At 71.5% G+C, this 14512-nt stretch carries 15 protein-coding genes; 8 read left to right on the forward strand and 7 right to left on the reverse strand.

Features of this window, described 5'->3' with window-relative positions:
• Positions 1 to 9: 9 nt before the first annotated feature.
• From OG226_RS31875 to OG226_RS31885, 3 genes are read right to left on the reverse strand one after another with little or no spacing between them, the layout of a single operon-like run.
• Complete coding sequence (locus tag OG226_RS31875) at positions 10 to 1431, reverse strand: exopolysaccharide biosynthesis polyprenyl glycosylphosphotransferase (RefSeq protein ID WP_329350834.1); 1422 nt, start codon at positions 1429 to 1431, stop codon at positions 10 to 12.
• A complete protein-coding gene (locus OG226_RS31880; RefSeq protein WP_329350835.1) occupies positions 1428 to 2603 on the reverse strand; it encodes a glycosyltransferase in 1176 nt (391 codons plus the stop codon). The genes OG226_RS31875 and OG226_RS31880 overlap by 4 nt, the downstream gene beginning before the upstream one ends.
• Before the next feature lie 54 nt (positions 2604 to 2657).
• Positions 2658 to 3737 (reverse strand): DUF3344 domain-containing protein, encoded by a 1080-nt coding sequence (locus OG226_RS31885; RefSeq protein ID WP_329350836.1) that lies wholly within the window; start codon positions 3735 to 3737, stop codon positions 2658 to 2660.
• 254 nt (positions 3738 to 3991) lie between these two features.
• Between OG226_RS31885 and chpG the strand changes: the two genes are divergently transcribed.
• The 7 genes from chpG to OG226_RS31920 all read left to right on the forward strand — a co-directional run bounded on the left by chpG (position 3992) and on the right by OG226_RS31920 (position 8491).
• On the forward strand, positions 3992 to 4231 hold the full coding sequence (gene chpG, locus OG226_RS31890) for a chaplin ChpG (protein WP_266768802.1): 240 nt from the start codon (positions 3992 to 3994) through the stop codon (positions 4229 to 4231).
• Between the two features lie 260 nt (positions 4232 to 4491).
• On the forward strand, positions 4492 to 5208 hold the full coding sequence (locus tag OG226_RS31895) for a hypothetical protein (protein WP_328683265.1): 717 nt from the start codon (positions 4492 to 4494) through the stop codon (positions 5206 to 5208).
• A gap of 256 nt (positions 5209 to 5464) precedes the next feature.
• The gene (locus tag OG226_RS31900; RefSeq protein ID WP_328683266.1) at positions 5465 to 5755 is read left to right on the forward strand and encodes a hypothetical protein; all 291 of its coding nucleotides are present in this window, start codon (positions 5465 to 5467) and stop codon (positions 5753 to 5755) included.
• Positions 5756 to 5882: 127 nt separating this feature from the next.
• Positions 5883 to 6380 (forward strand): DUF5949 family protein, encoded by a 498-nt coding sequence (locus OG226_RS31905; RefSeq protein ID WP_328683267.1) that lies wholly within the window; start codon positions 5883 to 5885, stop codon positions 6378 to 6380.
• 135 nt (positions 6381 to 6515) lie between these two features.
• A complete protein-coding gene (locus tag OG226_RS31910; RefSeq protein WP_033284546.1) occupies positions 6516 to 7034 on the forward strand; it encodes a hypothetical protein in 519 nt (172 codons plus the stop codon).
• A 163-nt stretch (positions 7035 to 7197) separates the two neighbouring features.
• Positions 7198 to 7641, forward strand: a complete 444-nt coding sequence (locus OG226_RS31915) for a tyrosinase family oxidase copper chaperone (protein ID WP_329350837.1) — start codon at positions 7198 to 7200, stop codon at positions 7639 to 7641.
• The gene (locus OG226_RS31920) at positions 7625 to 8491 is read left to right on the forward strand and encodes a tyrosinase family protein (RefSeq protein ID WP_329350838.1); all 867 of its coding nucleotides are present in this window, start codon (positions 7625 to 7627) and stop codon (positions 8489 to 8491) included. The genes OG226_RS31915 and OG226_RS31920 overlap by 17 nt, the downstream gene beginning before the upstream one ends.
• A 115-nt stretch (positions 8492 to 8606) precedes the next feature.
• Here the strand turns inward: OG226_RS31920 and OG226_RS31925 are convergent, their stop codons facing one another.
• A complete protein-coding gene (locus OG226_RS31925; RefSeq protein WP_327403990.1) occupies positions 8607 to 8906 on the reverse strand; it encodes a chaplin in 300 nt (99 codons plus the stop codon).
• Positions 8907 to 9102: 196 nt separating this feature from the next.
• On the opposite strand from OG226_RS31925, the gene OG226_RS31930 reads away from it, so the two are divergent.
• The gene (locus OG226_RS31930; RefSeq protein WP_329350839.1) at positions 9103 to 9645 is read left to right on the forward strand and encodes a DUF2087 domain-containing protein; all 543 of its coding nucleotides are present in this window, start codon (positions 9103 to 9105) and stop codon (positions 9643 to 9645) included.
• A gap of 40 nt (positions 9646 to 9685) precedes the next feature.
• Here the strand turns inward: OG226_RS31930 and OG226_RS31935 are convergent, their stop codons facing one another.
• The 3 genes from OG226_RS31935 to OG226_RS31945 all read right to left on the reverse strand — a co-directional run bounded on the left by OG226_RS31935 (position 9686) and on the right by OG226_RS31945 (position 14455).
• The gene (locus OG226_RS31935) at positions 9686 to 10645 is read right to left on the reverse strand and encodes a D-2-hydroxyacid dehydrogenase family protein (RefSeq protein ID WP_329350840.1); all 960 of its coding nucleotides are present in this window, start codon (positions 10643 to 10645) and stop codon (positions 9686 to 9688) included.
• Between the two features lie 40 nt (positions 10646 to 10685).
• Positions 10686 to 12224, reverse strand: a complete 1539-nt coding sequence (locus tag OG226_RS31940; RefSeq protein WP_328683272.1) for an APC family permease — start codon at positions 12222 to 12224, stop codon at positions 10686 to 10688.
• Positions 12225 to 12568: 344 nt separating this feature from the next.
• Positions 12569 to 14455: a TerD family protein gene (locus OG226_RS31945; protein ID WP_329350841.1), complete on the reverse strand. Its 1887-nt coding sequence runs from the start codon at positions 14453 to 14455 to the stop codon at positions 12569 to 12571.
• Between the last annotated feature and the right edge of the window lie 57 nt (positions 14456 to 14512).

Here is a 14512-nt window from a genome sequence, read left to right on the forward strand (position 1 = left end):
GTTCACGGCTCAGCTCCCGGTCGGACGTACGAGCGCGGTCACCGTGCGGGCCAGGATGCAGATGTCCTGCCACAGCGACCAGTTGTCGATGTACGCGTTGTCGAACCGGCAGCGGTCCTCGATCGAGGTGTCGCCGCGCAGCCCGTGGATCTGGGCGAGGCCGGTGATGCCGGTCTGCATCCGGTGGCGGGCCGCGTAACCGGGGTAGGTCTGGCTGAACTGCGCGACGAAGTACGGGCGTTCGGGGCGCGGGCCGACCAGGCTCATGTCGCCGCGGAACACGTTCCAGAGCTGGAGCAGTTCGTCCAGCGAGGTCTGGCGCAGGAAGCGGCAGAAGCGGCTCATCTGCGGCTCGCGCGCGATGTTCCAGCGGGTCGCCGCCTCGTGCTCGTCGACCGGGCGGTGGGTGCGGAACTTCAGCAGGGTGAAAGGGCGTCCGTCCTTGCCGATGCGCTCCTGGTGGAAGACGACACCGCGCCCGTCGGTGAGACGGAGGACCACCGCGCACACCAGCAGCAAGGGGCTGACCAGGAGGAGCAGGGCGCCGGACGCCAGCACGTCCAGGGCCCGCTTGCCGAGGCTGCCGGGGTGGTTCGACCCCAACTCCAGCCTGCGGCAGGCGAATCCGGCGAGCTGGTCACGCATCTCGTACGACGGGGAGTCGGCGTCGACCTCCCAGACCGCGCAGCCCGACTCCGCCAACGCCCTCAGCAGCGGCCCGCGTTCGGACCGTACCGAGGGATGCACGGTGAGGACGGCCCGGACGCCGTTCTGGATGAGGGCCCGCTCGACCTCCTCGCCGGTGGTCAGGACCGGCAACCCCTCGGAGCCGTCCGGGTGTTCGGCGACGATGCCGACCGGCTCGATCCCGCACCTCGGGTGCCGTAGCACCGCCGCCGCCACGCGTTGCGCGGTCGCGGCCGGGCCGATCACCAGGGCGGTGCGGGGGTGGTTGACGAGTGCCTTGCGGCGGCGTCGGTGCACCGCGCCGCGGGCCACGCAACTCGCCGCCGATTGAAGGGCGAAGCCCAGGAGCAGGGTGCGCGGGGAGAGGGCGCGGTCGGGGTCGTAGGCCGCGGTGAGGGTGCCGAGCGCGAGCCACGCGACGGCGATCCGGCCGCAGACGGCGGGCAGTTCGTCGAGGACGCGCGGTACGGCCCGGGGCAGCTGCGGGCGCAGCAGTATCGACCCGGCGATCAACAGGGCCACCAGGAGCGGTCTGCGCTGACCCCCGGTGAGCGCGAGGGCGCCCACCAGGGCGGCGGTGAGATCCGCGCCGAGCAGCGGCAGCGGGGAGGTCGGCCGCGCGGGCGGGCGGCGGACCGGGAACCGGAAACCGCCGCCGGTGCGGCGGGGGATGACCGAGACGTTCGAGAATCCGTGGTCCCGTGGCTGTCCGCCGGGGGAGGGGACGGTGCTTTCCGCGGTCACGAGTGGATGGACTCCCTGCACTCGGTGGGCACGACGGGTTTGCCGCTGAGGAGATCGCGATAGACCTCCGCGACCGCCTCGGCGGAGTGCCGCACGTCGTGCGTGGACTGGACGTACCGGCGTCCCTGGTGGCCGAGGGACTCGCGCAGCAGCGGGTCGAGCAGCAGCTCGGCGACGGCCCCGGCCAGCACCGCCGGGTTCTCGGCCGGGACCAGGCAGCGCGGCACGAGAGCGGGGGGCAGGCTCTCGCGGGCGCCGGCCACGTCCGTGACGACGACGGGACGCCCGCAGGCCATCGCCTCCAGCGGGGCGAGTGCCATGCCCTCCCAGCGCGAGGGCAGGACCACCAGGTCGGCGGCCTGGTACCAGGGCACGGCATCGGGGACGGCACCCGCGAACAGCACGGAATCCGGGGCGAGTTGACGCAACGCGGCCCGGTCGGGTCCGTCGCCGACGAGCACCAGCCGGGCCTTCGGCACGCGCCGGACCACCTCGTCCCACGCCGTCAGCAGGACGTCCTGCCCCTTCTGTCGGCACAGCCGCCCCACGCACACCACCAGCGGTGCCGCCGGATCGACCCCGGCGAGCTGCTCGATGCCGGCCCGTACGGTGTCCACGGCCGCGGGGTGGAAGCGCTCGGTGTCGATCCCGTTGGGGATCACGCTCCAGCGGCCCCGGACCCCGGCCCGCAGCCCGGTCGTACGCTCCGCCTCGCTCACGCACACCGTCCGGGTGGCCCACCGCGCGCCCCAGCGCTCCCAGCCGACGGCGAGCGTGGCGGTGACCCCGCCGACCGCCTCGAACGACCAGGCGTGCGGCTGGAACACGGTCGGGATCCGCCCCCGCACGGCAAGACGTCCGGCCAGACCGGCCTTCGCGCTGTGCGCGTGCACGAGATCGGGCCGCACCTCCGCGACCACCCGGGCGAGCCGCCGTACCTCGGAGACGAGCGCCGGGCCGGGTGACCGGGTCGCCTCCCACCGGCGTACGTCGGCGCCGAGCGCCCGGACCCCGTCCGCGAGGCCGCCGCCGGCGGGGCAGGCGACCGTGACGTGCAGGCCGGACGCGAGCTGGGCCCGCGTCAGATCGATGACGACACGGGCGACCCCGGCGTCCACGGGCTGGGCGAGGTGCAGGACCCGTGGCCGAGTGTCGGTTGCTGGCTGGTGCATTGCGCGGTTTCCTCGCTCACGGGTGGCGCTCGGGACTGCGGGCGGGAACGCGCCTCACTGCTGGGCGTCGACGGCGACGAAGAGCGCCCCGAACCACGCCGCGTCCCGGTGGGAAACGAGCCGGAAGGCCAGCTGGTCACCGCCGGGACGCAGCGCCTTGCCGAGATCGAACACATCGGAGTCGTAGCCGAGCGTGTTCGCATACGCGGGCGCACGCTCCGAAGGCGCCGCCGCCGGGTCGCTGATCGTGGAATTCAGCACGTCGTCACGGGGGTTGGCGCCGTCACCGAGCGCGGTGGCGTTCGTACGACCGGTCGAAAGCGTGAGCGAATCCCCGGTGCGGCCGCGATCCCCGTCGTACGCCACCACGCCCGCGCGTCCCCCGGCGTGCGCGGGCATACGCACCCCGCGCATTCGGATCTCCGCGCCGGTACGGGAGTCCAGCGCGTCGAAGCCGTCCCACAGCTCCAGCCGGCGCAACGGCTCCTGCGGCTTCTCGTACGCCACGACGAGCGTCCAGCCGCCCCATGCACCGGCCGCGGACCTGCCCATGGCGGTGTTGATCTGGGCCACGGTGTAGAGGCCCGAACCACTCGCCCGGACCAGCTCGGTGACGTCCGCCGAGGCCTGGAACGCGTCCGCGCCGCCCGCCACCCGGTGCCCGACGACGGTGTCCGCGAGCACCGCCTTGTAGTCGCCGCCGGGCTCCGCGATCAGTACCCGACCGTTGTCCTTGGCCGGCTTCTGCTCGCCCACGCGGAGGTTGCCGCCCCAGTACAGGCGCGCGTACGTGGCCCGGGCGCCCTCGGGCAGCCGGACCTCCGCGCGGGAGGAGTTGTAGGTGTTCGGGTCGCTGTCGACGTCGACGTAGAACATGTCGAAGTCGCTGTTGACCGCCGCCTGTCCTTTTCGTACGGCCGGGCACGCGGCCGAGTTCGTACGGCAGCTGACGGAGGTGTTGGCCGCGCGGACGATGCCGCCGTGCTGGAGCGCGGAAAAGCGCTGGGTGAACGGGACGCGCGTCGCCTCGGCGGGCGGGGCGGATGCTCCGGAGGCGGCCGGGGCCCAGATCGTGACGAGGGCGAGAGCGCCCGTCGACGCCCGGCGCAGCAATGGACCCAGGGAATTGCGCATGACCGGAGGTGCCCTTTCGGGAAGTACGGCCCCTATGTGCGATGTGATGGCTATAGGGGTACTTCGGGAGGTGCGCAACTGTAGTGGCTGTCTGGATTAATCCGTCGAAACGCAACAAGTGTGTCGGAATGGTGAAGTTGGGCTTTCTGGGAGATCACCCCATTGGCGGCACAACCCCTTTGGGCGCCGCGCGTTGACACAGCGCCGGGCATCCCCGCCCGGATGTTTGTTTCAACCCCAAGGAGCACCTCTCCATGTCGCGTATCGCGAAGGGCCTGGTCCTGACCTCCGTTGCCGCCGCCGCCATGGCGGGCACCGCCGGCATCGCCGCCGCCGACAGCGACGCGCACGGCGCGGCCGCCCACTCCCCGGGCGTGCTGTCCGGCAACGTCGTCCAGGTTCCGGTCCACATCCCGGTCAACGTCTGCGGCAACACCGTCAACGTCATCGGCCTGCTGAACCCGGCCTTCGGCAACACCTGCGTCAACGGCTGACGTCCGCGCGCATCACTTCGTCCGGCCGTTCTCCCGTGGTGTCGCCACGGGGGGACGGCCGGTCGGCGTTCGGCGGTGTTGCCCCGAATGGGCGGTAGCGATCCCGGTCCGGCGCTTCGGTCTTGACATGGCCCTCACCAGGCACGACGTCGACCGTACGGCTGACGGACGGTCACCCGGCGCGTCCGACCGGTTGCAGATGGTGGTGAGCGCTTTCACGGTGGGCTCAAGATCCGAAGCACCACCGAAAGGAAACACCCATGCGTGGTCTGCCCGCACGGCGCGTCGCGTCCTCCGTGCTCTGTGCCACCGTCCTGATCGGGATCGCCGGCCCCGCGGCCGTCGCCGCCGACAACGACTCGGCGCGGAAGCACGTCCACGCCGCGTCGAGCGCGCCGGTCCCGAACGCCGACACACTGCTCGCCCCGGTCAAGAGCCTCGGCGACCTCGGCAGCGTACTCGGCCCCGTCACCGACCTGTTGAACCAGGCGCTCAAGGCCGACAACGGCCAGCTCTCCGCCGACCAGGCGAAGTCGCTGGGCGCCGCCATCACCACGGCCGTCGCCAAGATCACCGCGGCGGCGCCGGCCGCACCGGCGGTTCCGGCGGTCCCCGCGGCGCCTGCCGTGCCCGCCGCCCCCGCGGTTCCCGCCGTGCCCGCGCTGCCCTCGCTCAAGAGCGCCGACGACTCCAAGGCGAAGGCGCCCGCCGACCTCGCCGGTGACGCCCTCGCGTCCCTGCAGAAAGCGGTCACCACGCTGCTCGCGGCGGTCACCTCCGGCGATGTCGCCGGCGTCGTCCCGGCGGTCACCGGTGTCGTGACGGGCCTCGTCAACGTGGTCGCGGCCACGCTGCTCGGCGGCGGTCTGCCCGCACCGAGCCTGCCCGGTCTGCCCGCGTTGCCGTCGTTGCCGTCGACGCCCGCGCTTCCGGCGGTGCCCGCGGTACCGGCGGCACCGGCGGTTCCCGGCGTCTGACGCGAGCGGCCGTGGAACGGTCGCGGAGCAGTCGCAGAACGGCCGTCGGGCCGGTCCCTTTCCTGGGGTCGGCCCGACGGCCTTTTCCGCTGTACGGCCTTTTCATATGAGGATGGGAAACGCCGATGAGACACACGCCGCATTCGGGTGGGCAGCAGAAAGTTTCTGCGCACGGGGTTTCCGCCCCGGCCGGAACTCGTTACACACGGCGACAGAATTCGCTCTGGTGACATGAGTTGCCGAAGAAAGGAACACGATGAAGTCCCTGAAGGCTGCCGCTGTCGTTGCCGGGTCCCTCGCCATCGCCGGTGCCGCCGCGCCCGCGTTCGCCTACAGCCCCGCCGACGTGACGCCCACCAGCCTCACCGGCGCCGTCAACACCCTCACCAGTGGCCGGCTCCAGCCCGCCGACGTGATGCCGCTCCAGCACCAGTCGGACGCGCTCGACACCGAGAACAAGGGCTCCGCGCTCAACACCCTCAAGGGTGCGACCGCCGCGCTGAACCAGCACAACCCGCTGCTCGGCGGTCTGCCGCTGCAGAGCTGAGTCTCTCCGGTGGTGTTCGAGGGGCGTCGCGAGGCGTCCCTCGTTCGTGTGGCGGGGTGCCCGCACCATCGGCCGGACGGGTGAGAACGCGGCCGGTTGCCTTCCGGCCCGTCGATAAGGTCGCGCGGTGACCTCAACCTCAAGCGAAACGCGCCCCTTCCGCGTCGCCGACCTCGGCACCCTCGTCGTCCTGGCGTGGAGCGGCGAGGCCCCCGACGGGGACATGCCCTATCTCCTCGCCTACACCCTGGGCGACGCCGCGGACGGCCCCGAGGCCGCCACCGCCGCCGTGGAACGGCTGCTGACCGACAACGGGCTCCCGGTCGGTGGCAACGTCGTCGACGGCGCCACCAAGCCCAGCCTGCCGATCACGATGCTCGTCGAGTCCGGGCAGGCCGTCCTCAACATGCCGCAGCTCAACGCCCAGTGCGTGCCGCCGCCCGAGTGGCTCGCGGCGGTCGGCGAACGCGGCTTCGCCTACCTCGTGTTCACCACCCGCCCCTGGCCCGAGGCCGAGCCGGGCAAGCCCGTCACCCCCGAGGCGCTGGCCGAGTTCGCCGGCTCCGAGGACACCCTGAACGCCGCCGCGCACATCATCCTGCCCGCCCGCAGCCTGCGCGGCTGAACGACCGGACAGCGGGCGGGAATTCCGGAAAGCTGACTACTACGGCACCCGGGGGAATCTTGAACTGATGCGCTGTCCGGCCTCGTTACCCGGTCAGCACGCAGAGCATCCGAATTCCGAAAGGGACCGCACTCCATGAAGTCGACCACCCGAGGAACCATCGCCGCTGTCATCACGGCCGTGGCGGCCGCGACCGGCGCCGCCGTCGCGACCCCCGCCGCCGCGATCGGCACGGTCCCCGTGCCCGTGCCGCTTGAGGGTGCGGAGAGTGCCCTCGGCATGGAACTCCCCAAGCTGGGCGGGGAGGTGCCCGTGCCCATGCCGGGTTCGCCCGAGGGCCCGCGGTACGTCGAGGGCCGGCTCATCCCGGAGCGGGCCGTGCCCCAACTCCCGGTCCACGGCGGGCTGCCCGGCCTCGGCCTGCGCGCTCCGCTGCCGCACGTCCTCGGCGACGGCTTCGACCACGTCGGCGTCAGCACGCCGGCCTCCGACCTGCGCACGATGGCTCCGGGCCTGGCGCTGGACGTGCCGCTGACCCCGCCCAACCCCGACAACTTCGGCCTCCCGGACCTGAAGGCGCCCCAACTGGGCGTCCTGGCACCGGTGTTGCAGACGGTGCCGGGCGCGGACCTGGTCACGGGCGCCGGCCTCTAGGCCGTAGCGCGGGAAGAACGAAGGCGGCCGCAGGGCCGGAACGGACGAGGGCCCGGGTGGTGCGACCCGGGCCCTTCCGTCTGTCTGCCGTCGGCATGGTGACCGGGCGGGGTGTCGGACGGTTAGCCCCTCGAACGATGCCGAACGGACGAGGAGTTGGGCCATGAGCGTGAGCGTCGGTGGAGTACCCGTGGGCCGGGAGCCGGTCAGACCCGGTGCGGTGCGCAGGACGCGGCGGGAGGCGTTGCGCGGGGCGTTCGGTGCCGTGCTCGCCGTGGCCCTCGTGCCCGTCGTCGCGGCCTCGCGGCCCACGCGCTCCGGCGAGGACCCGGGGGACACCGCCTTCGACGAGACGTACCGGGGCCGCCGTATCCACGGTGTGCTGAAGGACGGGTGGCAGGTCACGGTGGACGGCCGGCCGCTGCATCTGATGCGGCGCGCGGACGGGACCTGGCTGAGCATGGTCGACCACTACCGGTCGTATCCCACCGCCCTGGAGGCCACGCGCGCGGCCGTCGACGAACTGAGCCCCGGCCGGGAGTTGCGCGAGGCGGACGGGCCGATGGAGCAGATGCACATGGGGGGAGACCATGGCGTACACGCGTAAGGACGTCAGCACACTCACGAGCGCCGAGAAGCGGCGGTTCGTGGCGGCGCTGCTGGAGGTCAAACGGCGGGGCGAGTACGACGAGTTCGTGCGCACCCACATCGAGTACTTCGTGCCGGACGGGGAGTACGGACTGCGCTCCGCGCACATGGCGCCCTCCTTCCTGCCCTGGCACCGGCAGTTCCTGCTGGACCTGGAGCGGGCGCTGCGCCGGGTCGACTCCTCGGTGACGGTGCCCTATTGGGACTGGACCCGGGACCGCTCCGCGACCGCCCTGCCCTGGACGAAGGACCTGCTCGGCGGCACCGGGCGGCGCTCCGACCACCAGGTGACGACCGGGCCGTTCGCCTACGCGGCGGGCAAGTGGAGGATCACGGAGAACATCACCGACGAGCCGTACCTCACCAGGGACTTGGGCCGGGCCGGCGCCCCGATCGCGCTGCCGACGAAGAGCGACCTGGACGGGGCGCTCGCCGATCCGGTCTACGACATCTCGCCCTGGGACTCGACCTGCCGCACGGGGTTCCGCAACCGGCTCGAAGGGTGGGGCACCGGGTCGGGCAGCGCGTCCTGGCGCAACCACAACCGGGTCCACAAGTGGGTCGGGGGCGTGATGCTCGGCGGCGCGTCCGTCAACGACCCGGTGTTCTGGCTGCACCACGCCTTCGTCGACCTGCAGTGGTCGCGCTGGCAGAGCAGGCACCGCGGCGCCCGCTATCTGCCGGCGAAGCCGCCGGGCGCGGGCGACGACCAGGAGGGGCGGGTCGTGGCACGGCGGGAGCGGATGCCGCCGTGGGACGTGACGCCGGAGCAGCTGGAGGACGTCAGCGCGATCTACCGGTACGCGTGACGCCGGTGTACCGCCACGGCTGACCGGTCGTGGCGGTCCGGACACGGGGAGAGCCCCGGCGCCTGAGGTGCCGGGGCTCTTCGCGTACGTACGTCCGTCCGCGTGTGCGGTCGGATCAGTGGCCGTAGCCGTTGCCGCCGTAGCCCGGGCCGGGGTGGCCGGGGTGGCCGTGGCCGCTCACGTTGGCGCAGGTGTTGCCGAAGGCCGGGTTCAGCAGGCCGATCACGCTGATGGTGTTGCCGCAGACGTTGACCGGGATGTGGACCGGGACCTGCACGACGTTGCCCGACAGGACGCCGGGCGAACCGACGGCCGCACCCTGCGCGCCCGCGTCCGCCATGGCCAGGCCGGCGCCACCGAGCGCCACGGCACCCGTGCCGAGGGCGACAACGGCCGCCTTCGCGATGCGAGACATCACGTTCTCCTTTGGTTCGATGAGTGCGACGGCAGGACTCGCCACCGCACTTGGAGTTCAACGCGGCGGCGCATGGCTGGTAACGGCGCAGACGTGGGGATCACCCTTTTTGAACACGGCTTCGAGCGCCGGGCGCGGATGTTCGACGGCGGAAAATCGGTGCCCCCGGCGGGCGGGTGTCCACTAGCCTCCGGACATGGCAACCGACCAACTGATCCGTCTGTTCGCCGAGGAGAACCGGGTGCGCGCCTTCGCGGCGGTGGCCCTGGGCGCGGAGACCTCCGAGCGGGTCGCCGAGGTGGCGGGTCTGACCCCGAGGGGCACGGCCGTCGCCCTGCTGCGGCTGCGCGAACAGGGCGTGGTGAAGACCATGGACGACGGTGAACTCCGCGTCGACTACGACCTGTTCAAGCAGCTGGCCCGCGAGGGCGACGATCCGGCCGAGGACGGCCCGGCCACCGGCGACGAGCACACCGACATGATCCTGCGGACCTTCGTCCGGGGCGGCCGGCTGATCCGCCTCCCCGCCCAGTGGACCCGCAAGCAGGTCGTCCTCCAGCACATCGCCGAGCAGACCTTCGCCCCCGGCATGGAATACCCCGAGCGCGTCGTCAACGAGAAGCTGCGCGCCTGGTGCGACGAGGGCGAGGTCGACCATGTGACGCTCCGGCGCTACCTGGTGGACCTCCACCACCTGCGCCGGAGCGCGGGAATCTACCGCCTGTCGACAGCCGCGTGACCCGCTCTCTCCACGGCAGCCGTCGTACGGGCCCCGGGTTCTACGGCAGCTGTCGTACGGGCGAACCCGCCAGGTAGGCCTGGATGTTCTCGACGGCCTGCCCGTAGTACGTCGTGTAGTTGGCCCGCGACACATACCCGAGGTGGGGTGTCGCGAGCAGGCGCGGGGCCGTGCGCATCGGGTGACCGGCGGGGAGGGGCTCGCTGTCGAAGACGTCGATCCCGGCGCCGGCGATCCGGCCCTCGCGCAGGGCGGCGAGCAGGGCGTCCTGGTCGACGATCGCCGCGCGCGAGGTGTTGATCAGGTACGCGGTGGGCTTGAGGAGGGCGAGTTCGGCGGGGCCGAGGAGACCGCGGGTGCCGTCGCCGAGGGCGAGATGGACGGAGACGAAGTCACTGTCCGCGAGCAACTGCTCCTTGGACGGGGCGAGTTGTACGCCGACCTCGTCCGCGCGCTCTTGTGTGAGGTGCCGGCTCCACGCCGTGACGCGCATGCCGAAGGCCAGGCCCACCTGTGCGACCCGGCTGCCGATCTTCCCGAGCCCGAGCAGCCCGAGGGTGCGGCCGTGCAGGTCGGCGCCGACCGTCCGCTGCCAAGGGCCGCCGCCGCGAAGGGAGTTGGCCTCCTCGACGATTCCCCGGGCGAGGCCCAGGAGCAGCGCCCAGGTCAGTTCGACGGGCGGGGTGGAGGAGCTGGCCGTACCGCACACGGTGACGCCGTGGGTCTTCGCGGCGGTGTAGTCGATGACGGAGTTGCGCATACCGGAGGCGATCAGCAGCTTCAGGCGGGGGAGCCGGGCGAGGAGCGCGGCGGGGAAGGGGACGCGTTCGCGCAGGGTGACGACGATGTCGGCGGTGGCAAGGGCGGCGGCCAACTCGCCCTCGTCGTCGAGGTGTTCGCGCAGGCTCACGACCTCCACGGTGTCCTTGAGCGGCGACCAATCGGCTAGTTCGGTCGCCGCGTTCTGGTAGTCGTCGAGGACAACACAGCGCAGGGGCACGGTAGTTCCTTGGGTAGGTTCCCGGTGATCGTCCGGAACGCTACTCCTTGGTGAGCGAGAGCGAGTTGGCCGTGCGGGTCGGCTTGCCCAGGGCCCAGAAGAGGACGCCGAGGAGCATGAAGGCGAGGAGCGGTACGAGCTCCGTCAGCAGGTACTTCCAGCGTTCGGCGTGGGTCCAGCCGTCCGGGAGGTAGTCGGCGCCGAACCAGTGGTCGCCGAGTCCGGGGGCGATCAGCTGGATGCTGGCGAACAGGATGAGCACCGTGAGGACCGTGCTGATGGTGCGGGGGAAAGGCGCCCTGTAGGGGCGGGGGACGTCCGGGGCCTTGCGGCGGAGTACCGCCAGGGCCGGGAAGATGCCCAGGTAGCTGACCAGCGTGGTGGACACGGCGAGACCGAGGACGGCGCCGAAGAGTTTCGCCGCGCTGCCGTTGGTGAGCTGGTGGGCCAGGACCAGGACCAGGGTGGAGACCAGGCCGCTGAGGATGTTGACCCGGACCGGTGTGCCGAAGCGGCTGGAGATGACGCCGAGGAAGCGGGGCGCGGCGCCGTCGTAGCCGGAGACGGCGAGGGCGCGGTCGGAGCCCATGACCCAGGTGACGCCGGAGGACAGCACCGTGAGGATGAACAGGACCGCGGCGATGTCCCCGAGGACCGTGCCCGCGCCGCTGCTGGTGACGGTGCCGTCGGCGGCCACGTCACCGCCGTAGACGGTGAAGACCTGGCGGATCGCGTCGAGGAAGCCGCCGAGGCCGGTGATGGCCTTGACCGGGAGGACGAGCAGGATGCCGAGGATGGGGAGGGCGTAGAGGAGGACGGCGAGGGCGGCGCTGCGGAAGATCGCGAAGGGGACGTCCTTCTGGGCGTCGGTCATCTCGTCGCCGGCGGTGTTGGGCAGTTCGAAGCCGACGTAGTTGAACATCAGGACGGGGACCAGGCCGACGAAGCCCGCGTACGTCGGGGAGAAGTCACCGAGGCCGAAACCGTGCAGGCCGTGCTGGATGCCGTAGATGACGACCGTGATCGTGAACAGGCCCAGGAGGACGAAGCGGCTCCAGGCGCCGATGGTGGGGATCCACTTGCCGACGTCGAAGGAGAGGATCGCGGCGAGGACGCCCACCCAGATGAAGACGAGGGCGAAGACGTAGAAGGCGGGGGTGCTCAGGTCGTGGCCGTCGTTGAAGAAGGTCGTGTACGCCGTGACGGCGGAGACGGCGAGGGTGCCGCCGAGCCATACCGGGTTGGTGATCCAGTACAGGAAGTTGTTCACCGCGCCCGCGAGGCGGCCGAAGGCGCGGCTGGTCCAGATGTAGGGGCCGCCCTCCTCGGGGAACGCGGCGCCGAGCTCCGCGATCAGCAGCGCGGAGGGGACGAAGAACACCGCGGCCAGGATGATGAGCCAGGTGAACGCCTCGGCGCCGGACGAGGCGACCGTGCCGATCGTGTCCACGCCGACGATCGTGCAGAGGAGGAAGAAGAGGATGTCGAAACGGCCGAAGTGCTTGCGCAGCTTCTGCCGCTCCACCTGCGCTGCGGCCGACGTACCGGCCGGCTCGGAGTCGATCTGACCTGCGGCCACCGGGGCTCCTGCGGGTTCGGGGAGGAGGGGGGACTAACGGGGACGGGGGTGGGGGTGAGGCGGGGACGGGGAGGGGCGGGATTCGGCCAATGATCCGCCGTCCTTGTGAAATCCCACAAGCGTTCGGGGCCAATTCTTGACCATTGCGTATCCATCCGGGCGTATCGGAAACCGGGATGAAACACGGGTGGAAACAGGGGGCGGGACGGGGTGGATCGAGCGGCCGGGCGTAACGGGATTCGCACAGGTGACTCCGGTTCGTGTCGGGGGTAGCACTCGTTCGGCCGGGTCCGGTCGTCGCCGGCCTTCGTGGCGCCCGCGCGGATCGACTCCGGTGTCGTGGCTCAGTCGGCGATGTCGACTCCGTATCCGCGGGCGAGGGTGGCGAGGCCGTGCTCGTAGCCCTGGCCCACGGCGCGCAGGCGCCAGAGGGGGCCTCTGCGGTAGAACTCCGCGAGGAGCATGGTGCGTTCGGTTGTCGCGGCGTCCAGGGTGGCCCGGGCGAGGGGCGATCCGCTGGTGCCGGGGGCCGCGCCGATCTGGATCGCGCCGACCGTTCTGAAGGTGGCCGGGCCGTCGACGGCCGCGGCGACGACGACCTTGCGGGTCGCGGGTGGCAGGGCCGCGAGGTCGAGGGCGACGGTCTGTTCGGCGGGGCCGCCGGTGAGGAGTCGCACGGTGCCGGCGGGGCTCTCGGGGGCGCCGTAGAAGATGAAGTCCTCGTCGAAGGTGACCTGTTCGTCCTCGTCGAGGATGAAGGCGACGACATCGATCTCGCAGGTGGACTGCGGAGCCCAGGTGACGGTGAGGTGCCACTCGGGTGTTGGTGTTGGCGCGGGTGTGTCGGATGACGTGGGTAGGTCGATGACGCCGCCCCTCGGCATCACGTGTGGTTCCTTCGGCCGGGACGGTGGTGTGCCCGGGGTGGTGGCCGTCGGGGAAGTGAGCCAATCCGCTGTGTGCACGGGGAGTTGAAGGGCCGTGATGCGGCTCATACGGCGGTCCTTCTCGCCGTCCGCCAGGACGACTACGTCGGTGACGCTGGTGGAGAGGTTGACCGCCGCGGAACCGCCCAGTTCGACGACGCGGGTACGCGCTGCGGCGGCATCGGTGTGGTCGCCGCCGAGCACCAGCACACGGCGGTTCGTCAGGGGTTTGGTCAAGTCGTGGTCGGGGGTGGTGCGTTGGCGAGGAACGGGCGGTGACGGGGCGGGAGGTACCGGGGCGGGAGGTGCCGGGGTGGATTCGGGCTCGGTGGTTCGAACTCCTTTCGCCGGCCGTGTGGTTGAGGCGGAAGTGGTCGTTCCTTCGTGCGCCGTTCCGCTGCGCACGTCCGCCAACAGCCTTAGGAACGTGGGTTCGTCGATGACCGGTACGCCCTCGGTGGCCGCGCGGCGGGCCTTTGTGGACTCGGACGTCGGCTCGTTGGTGACGAGCACGCTGGTGTGGCGGCTGACGGAGGTCATCATGTTGAGGCCGGCGGCGACGGCGCGGCCGATCAACTCCGCGCGGGCGAGCGCGGTTTCACCGGTTATCGCGATCTTCATGCCCTGCAGCAGCGGGCCGCCGGGCGCCATCCGTCCCGGATTGCGGTACGCGCACGGCGTCTTGGGCGGCTTCGGCGTGAACTGCGATTCCGCGCGGGGTGGGCAACTCACCAGCGGCAACGGCAGATCGAGCCGCGCCGCCTCGCGCAGGGAGGCCCGCAGGATGCCGGCGAGCACCCGGGTGTCGTCGAGGGCGTCGTGGGCGCGCTGTTGCGGTACGCCGTAGTGGGCGGCCAGTGTGCCCAGTTTCATGTCGTTCGTGGGCGGGTCCACCTGACGATTTAAAGCCAAAGTGCAGAGCCGCTGGGACACCGGCAGCCACCTCCGCGCACGGGCGAACTCGTAGGCCAGGAAGTCGTAGTCGAACTGGGCGTTGTGCGCGACCAGGACCCGGTCCTGGAGCATCGCCCCGATCCGCCCGGCGACCTGGTCGAAGGCCGGAGCGCCCCGCAGCCTCTCGGCGGTCAGCCCGTGCACCTCGACGGGTCCCGGGTCGCATCCCGGGTCGAGCAGGGTGGAGAACTCCCCGGTCTGCTCGCCGTCCGGCCCGATCGTCACCACCGCGACGGCCAGCACCCGGTCCCGCCGGGCGACGAGCCCGGAGGTCTCCACATCGACGAGGGCCCAGTCGCGGGCGTAGTCGCCCGTGGCGGGCAGGTCGAAGGGGGCGGAGGCGGGACTCATGGCGTCAAGGGTGATGCGATATATGGCCGTCCTTCAACCTGAATGCCGTTTTGCCCG

This window comes from Streptomyces sp. NBC_01261, assembly GCF_036226385.1.
Lineage (GTDB): Bacteria > Actinomycetota > Actinomycetes > Streptomycetales > Streptomycetaceae > Streptomyces.

What these genes read in the sequence shown, in the direction of transcription:
- OG226_RS31880 (WP_329350835.1), bottom strand. Translation starts at nt 2,603, where the DNA reads ATGCACCAGCCAGCAACCGACACTCGGCCACGGGTCCTGCACCTCGCC.
- OG226_RS31885 (WP_329350836.1), bottom strand. Translation starts at nt 3,737, where the DNA reads ATGCGCAATTCCCTGGGTCCATTGCTGCGCCGGGCGTCGACGGGCGCT.
- chpG (WP_266768802.1), top strand. Translation starts at nt 3,992, where the DNA reads ATGTCGCGTATCGCGAAGGGCCTGGTCCTGACCTCCGTTGCCGCCGCC.
- OG226_RS31895 (WP_328683265.1), top strand. Translation starts at nt 4,492, where the DNA reads ATGCGTGGTCTGCCCGCACGGCGCGTCGCGTCCTCCGTGCTCTGTGCC.
- OG226_RS31900 (WP_328683266.1), top strand. Translation starts at nt 5,465, where the DNA reads ATGAAGTCCCTGAAGGCTGCCGCTGTCGTTGCCGGGTCCCTCGCCATC.
- OG226_RS31910 (WP_033284546.1), top strand. Translation starts at nt 6,516, where the DNA reads ATGAAGTCGACCACCCGAGGAACCATCGCCGCTGTCATCACGGCCGTG.
- OG226_RS31915 (WP_329350837.1), top strand. Translation starts at nt 7,198, where the DNA reads ATGAGCGTGAGCGTCGGTGGAGTACCCGTGGGCCGGGAGCCGGTCAGA.
- OG226_RS31920 (WP_329350838.1), top strand. Translation starts at nt 7,625, where the DNA reads ATGGCGTACACGCGTAAGGACGTCAGCACACTCACGAGCGCCGAGAAG.
- OG226_RS31925 (WP_327403990.1), bottom strand. Translation starts at nt 8,906, where the DNA reads ATGTCTCGCATCGCGAAGGCGGCCGTTGTCGCCCTCGGCACGGGTGCC.
- OG226_RS31930 (WP_329350839.1), top strand. Translation starts at nt 9,103, where the DNA reads ATGGCAACCGACCAACTGATCCGTCTGTTCGCCGAGGAGAACCGGGTG.
- OG226_RS31945 (WP_329350841.1), bottom strand. Translation starts at nt 14,455, where the DNA reads ATGAGTCCCGCCTCCGCCCCCTTCGACCTGCCCGCCACGGGCGACTAC.